This is a genomic window from SAR324 cluster bacterium (assembly GCA_029245725.1).
Taxonomy (GTDB): domain Bacteria; phylum SAR324; class SAR324; order SAR324; family NAC60-12; genus JCVI-SCAAA005.
Genome location: JAQWOT010000158.1, coordinates 1 through 5,197, shown reverse-complemented (window position 1 = coordinate 5,197; position 5,197 = coordinate 1). Strand labels below are relative to the sequence as shown.

Genomic DNA, 5,197 nt, shown 5'->3' with positions numbered 1-5,197 from the left:
TCAGGTTTTGTGGAGCTTTCAATATTGGTGCTTAGCTCTGCTTGCTCAGCAGGACTCTTTTTTCCGGGTAAGCAACCAAACAAGCTTATGACCCAAAATGAGATGCTAAACCCGAACAGTTTCCTAAATCGATAGAGTTTTTGCATTTGCTTGAGATATATAGTTTTTTGTTTGGTAAAGAGAATGACTCACATAAACTTATCCAACTCAAATCATACGCACTCCCGTTTTGAATATCTTTACCTCAGAATCTTTTAAGTGATGAAGACTTCAAGGCTAATCATTTTAGCAGCTTATTCTACACTGATTATTCTACTTGTTGGCTGCAGTCTGTACCACCAAGTTCCAGAAGAGCTAAATATAATCACCGGTGCCTTTGGTTTTCACTTTGGAGAAAAAATCCAAAGCTATAAAATCAAGTCAGAGGGCGATGGAGTAATGGTTGTTGAACCAACGGTTATCCCCCGACCCAATCCTTTGATTGAAAAATATGCCCTCATACTAGGTAGAAAAAACAAGAGAATCTTGGAAATTAATGGCCTTAATCATTCCCTTTCTCAGCGCCAGTGTCTCGAAGCAAAACAAGAGTTAGTGGATAGCTTAAAAGAAACGTATGAGTTTGAAATAACAGAGTCCCTAGAAAATCTGGAATCAAGACCAAAAAAAAGTTTGTATTTTGGAGAAAGTGTCGACAAATCCGGAGTGGTGGTTGGATGCCTGATGAATGCAGGTTTTTTATATTCGAATTCGGATACACTGCTGATAATTCGCTACCTCAGTCCTGTGGCAAATAGGGCTTCGGAAGCGTTATCCCGATAGCTTGAAAAGACCAGGGTTTAAAAAATTAAGCTAAATGACTTGGACTCTGATTCCAAAGAGTGTATCAGCAAGTTCTCTTCAGAAATTCTTGGCTGAGAATTCGAATCTACAACTGTGAAACTGTTTTCCTTGAATCTTATATCTTCGTTTATGACCAAAGGAGGTGGCATGCCAATCAAGCTCTTCACCACTATTTTACTAATGTTGTGGTACACAGGATCAGTGCTAGCAGCGGATCTGTTTCAGTTAACCGTTAACGGTGAAACCCGTAGCTACAGCTCAGTGGATGAGTTGCCAGACTTCAACACGATGAAGCAGCAATTTAACGTCACTGATTGGGATAATGATCAAATCGACTTCTCATTGAACTACCGTGGCATTGATTTGAAAGCTGCCTACCTGTCAGGAAGTAACAAAGTTACATTCAGCATCCCCTCGCTGAATAAGAACTGGTCTTATGAGGGAACGTCACGACAGGGTAGTTGGACTCAGTTGACTGATGCCCTGGTGCAAGAATCTGATTTAGTGAACGACCTGCTGGGCTTGATGGTACAGTACACTTCAAATGACCCGGTAGCAGGGAATCCCAGCAGCTTAATGGACAACCTAGTGCGCCTGGATTTCTCAGCGGTGCTGGTGGATCTGCCTCTCGGTAATGCCTTGCAAGGTGGAGCTGCGGGAGTCGCAGCGGTGCCAATGGCAGATGCTGAAGGAATGACCGTTGATGAATCTGATTCTTCTGTTTCTTCAGCTTCCTCAGAAGTGGCTGGCAGCGAAGAGAACGAAGAGAGCAGCAATGAAACAAGCGAACGTGAGAACAAAATTGGCATTGGTCTGGGATTCAGTTCCTATGATCAGGGGGACTCCAAGGTCAACACAACAACCATTCCCCTTTCTTACAGTTGGAATTTTGAAGGAGAGAGCAAACCCAGCCTGACCCTACGGTTACCTATCTCACAGCTGGATGTTGATGGAAATACAGGAATTGCCTTCGGCTTGGGATTGAACTACCGCCAAAACTTGAGCCCCAATTGGCAGATCTCCCCAAATCTAAATTACGGAGTGACAGCTTCAGAAGCACTTGGATCTGGTGGGGCTCTAGCGAGTTACTCTATCTTGAGCATCTACGACTGGGTTGCTTCCTGGGGTGCAATCCGAATTGGAAACCAAGCAGGACAGTACCGCTCGATGCCGCTTTCGGTTGGAGGAACCACCTTTGATGCTGGAATTGAGAGCACGGTTCTGCGGAATGGCCTGATCTTCCAGTTTCCTACTGGCTTCATTAGAGACGGAGCCACATTTGATCCATACTTGCTGGATACTCGCTATTACGGGACAGAGCTCTACATCATGCAATACTATGAAATGGGCTTCACCCTCAGCGGCTGGGTCTTCCTTTCTTCTTCGTTAACCTTCAATTACTTGGTTGCAGAGGAAGATAAGGCAAAAGGAACCAGCTTCCTGTTCAAGGTGCAGTTCTAAGAGACCTTACAGTTAACAAAACCTGATTTTTTACGAGAGACGATGTCCTTTACTCTTGAACTTGGAGCAACCGCTCCTGATTTTTCTGTAGTTGGTACTGATGGTAAAAACTACAGCCAAGCTGACTTTGAATCTGCCTCCACGCTCGTGATCTTCTTTACCTGCAATCACTGTCCATTCGTCGTCGGATCTGATGAAGTCACACGGGCCACTGCTGAGAAATTTCAGGACAAGGGAGTGGCTTTTATCGGAATCAATTCCAACAGTGAAACGACGAATCCTACTGATGATTTCGATCAGATGGTCTTGCGGATGAAGGAACACAACTTCCCGTGGGTCTATGCGAGGGATGCTTCCCAGGAGGTTGCACAAGCCTACGGGGCGCTACGAACTCCTCACTTCTATGTCTTTGATGCGGATCGCAAGTTGGTGTACTGTGGCCGTGGAGTAGATCAACCGCGCGATACTTCAAAGATGCAGGTCAATGACCTGGAAAAGGCGCTTGCAGAAGTTACGGCTGGACAATTGGTAAGTGTCCCCTTGGCCAATCCAATCGGTTGTAACGTCAAGTGGTTAGATCAAGACGCGCACTGGATGCCAGCGGACGCCTGTGATTTGGTGTGAATCCGTGTTGGCTGATCTACCAGGGAGTGACACATGACAACCAAGCCAAACGATCGCCTTTCTCTAACCGGGAAAACAGCACTGATCACTGGGGGAGCCAGTGGCATTGGCCTGGAGACCGCCAAGGTGTTTGCTCGAGCAGGAGCACAGGTAGTGATTGGGGATCGCAACGAAGCCGCTTTACAGAAAGCTCAGGCTCAGCTTAATGATCAGGGAATCTCCCTCGAAACCATGTTTCTGGATGTGACCAAGGAAGATTCCGTTGTGGGGGTCATGAGGAAAGTAGCAACGCTGGGTTCCTATGAGATTTTGGTCAATTCTGCCGGAACAGGAGCCCGGATGGAAGCGACTGAGTTGCCCCTGGAGCGTTGGCAGGAAGTGCTCAACATCAACCTGACGGGGACCTTTCTTTGCTCCAGAGAAGCCGCCAAGACGATGCTCGAGCAAGGCAAGGGGAGTATTGTCAATATTGCTTCGATCATGGGTTTGATTGGAGGTGGAGTCTATCCCAATCCTGCCTATCAGGCCAGCAAGGGAGGAGTAGTCAATCTGACTCGCTCATTAGCGCTGGATTGGGCAGCACGAGGTATTCGGGTCAATGCGGTGGCTCCTGCGTTCGTCAGAACCTCCTTGACTCAAAGCCTGCTGGCAGAAGATAAGATGGAAGAAAAACTACTCGCACGAACGCCACTCGGACGGATGGTAGAAACCTATGAGGTGGTAGATGCAATTCGTTTTCTGGCTAGTGACGCAGCTGCCATGATCACGGGACATACTCTACCTGTTGATGGTGGCTGGGTGGCCCAGTGACACTGTTCAATGACTTGACTCTGAAAAGGTATCGATGACAACCAACGCCCCACTCTCTACTGAAGCGATTCAACAATATAAAGAAGAGGGCTACTTAATCCCAGACCGTCAGTTACCAGAATCACGGTTGACCGATTTAATGGCTGCCGTTGATCGTGTGTTGCAAGCTAATCCTGATGTGCGACCGGAGAAGCTGGTCAGTGTTCACATCAGTGGCTTGAACCAGGAGGGTGTGCGCGGTGATGAGGCTTTCATGGAGTTGGCCAAGGATCCAGTGATCGTGGATTGTGTAGAACAGTTGATTGGTCCCGACATCATTCTGTGGGGATGTCAGCTCTTCTGCAAGCCTGGCTCAGATGGGATGGAAGTGCCGATGCATCAGGATGGCGCCTATTGGCCGATCCGTCCTTTGGCAACTTGTACTGTGTGGGTTGCGTTGGATCATGTGTCCGAAGAGAACGGCTGTATGCGAGTTGTTCCTGGCTCACATCGGCATCAATCGCTGACACATCAAAATGAATCCCGAGAGGATCTTGTGCTCAATCAACGAGTGAATGATGGTCGGATCGATCCAGAAAATACGGTTAGCTTGGAGCTCACGCCAGGACAGTTCTCCATGCATGACGTCCACTTGGTGCATGGCTCCCATCCAAATCGCTCGGGCAAACGACGGGCCGGTCTTGCCATTCGCTACATGCCCTCCACCAGCCTGTTCAACCGAGACTTGATTGATACGGGCACTGGCTCCGGTTATCTGATCAATTTTGCGCAAAGACCTCTTTGGTTGATCCGTGGAGAGAACAAGGCAGGTAGTGATTTAAAGGTTGGTCACGCCTGAAATTTTGACAAATCTGATTCCGTCACCACGCTCAGCTGTTTCTATCCACGCCTTCCGGGCTATTCCTCGCCTTGGCCCCAGCGCTGAAACATTCCTCTTATCTTCTGTGAACCCATGAACATTGGGATCTACATCTACGATCAGGCAGAGGTCTTGGATTTTTCAGGACCTTTCGAGGTGTTCAGTGTTGCCAATCGACTCACAAAATTGGATTGGAATATCTGGCTCGTTGGTGCGAGTGAAAACTTGGTTGAAGCTCGTGGAGCCTTCAAGGTGATGCCTCATTATTCCATCCAGAATGTGCCAGTATTGGATCTGTTGATTGTGGTCGGGGGGGTTCATCTGGAAGAAGTTAAGAAGAGGGAAGTGATCGACTGGATCAGAGAGACTGCTGAAAAAAGACAATTGGTTGCTTCGATTTGTACAGGTGCGTTCCTATTGGCTGAGGCGGGGTTGCTGGATAGCTTGGAAGTGACGACTCACTGGGAAGAGATCTTGCATTTGCAGAGAAATTATCCGAATCTACAGGTTCGAGAGGGTGTTCGCTGGATTGAACAAGGAAAACTGTTCACTGCAGCAGGTATATCCGCTGGGATAGATCTGAGCTTGGAGTTGGTCTCTAAA

General features: G+C 47.7%; 6 protein-coding genes. All 6 read left to right on the top strand.

All coding sequences use genetic code 11. The features are described from left to right. Window positions 1-258 precede the first annotated feature (258 nt). Complete coding sequence (locus P8O70_08040) at window positions 259-819, top strand: hypothetical protein (GenBank protein MDG2196827.1); 561 nt, start codon at window positions 259-261, stop codon at window positions 817-819. A 168-nt stretch (window positions 820-987) separates the two neighbouring features. Beyond that, entirely contained in the window at window positions 988-2,301 is a 1,314-nt protein-coding gene (locus P8O70_08035) for a hypothetical protein (GenBank protein ID MDG2196826.1), read from the top strand. Between the two features lie 42 nt (window positions 2,302-2,343). Beyond that, complete coding sequence (locus P8O70_08030; GenBank protein ID MDG2196825.1) at window positions 2,344-2,925, top strand: thioredoxin family protein; 582 nt, start codon at window positions 2,344-2,346, stop codon at window positions 2,923-2,925. Window positions 2,926-2,958: 33 nt separating this feature from the next. Next, window positions 2,959-3,735: a glucose 1-dehydrogenase gene (locus tag P8O70_08025; protein MDG2196824.1), complete on the top strand. Its 777-nt coding sequence runs from the start codon at window positions 2,959-2,961 to the stop codon at window positions 3,733-3,735. A gap of 34 nt (window positions 3,736-3,769) precedes the next feature. Beyond that, entirely contained in the window at window positions 3,770-4,573 is an 804-nt protein-coding gene (locus P8O70_08020; protein ID MDG2196823.1) for a phytanoyl-CoA dioxygenase family protein, read from the top strand. Window positions 4,574-4,687: 114 nt separating this feature from the next. Continuing rightward, a partial coding sequence (locus P8O70_08015; GenBank protein MDG2196822.1) for a DJ-1/PfpI family protein occupies window positions 4,688-5,197 on the top strand: 510 nt, incomplete at its 3' end.

What these genes read in the sequence shown, in the direction of transcription:
- P8O70_08025 (MDG2196824.1), top strand. Translation starts at nt 2,959, where the DNA reads ATGACAACCAAGCCAAACGATCGCCTTTCTCTAACCGGGAAAACAGCA.
- P8O70_08020 (MDG2196823.1), top strand. Translation starts at nt 3,770, where the DNA reads ATGACAACCAACGCCCCACTCTCTACTGAAGCGATTCAACAATATAAA.
- P8O70_08030 (MDG2196825.1), top strand. Translation starts at nt 2,344, where the DNA reads ATGTCCTTTACTCTTGAACTTGGAGCAACCGCTCCTGATTTTTCTGTA.
- P8O70_08035 (MDG2196826.1), top strand. Translation starts at nt 988, where the DNA reads ATGCCAATCAAGCTCTTCACCACTATTTTACTAATGTTGTGGTACACA.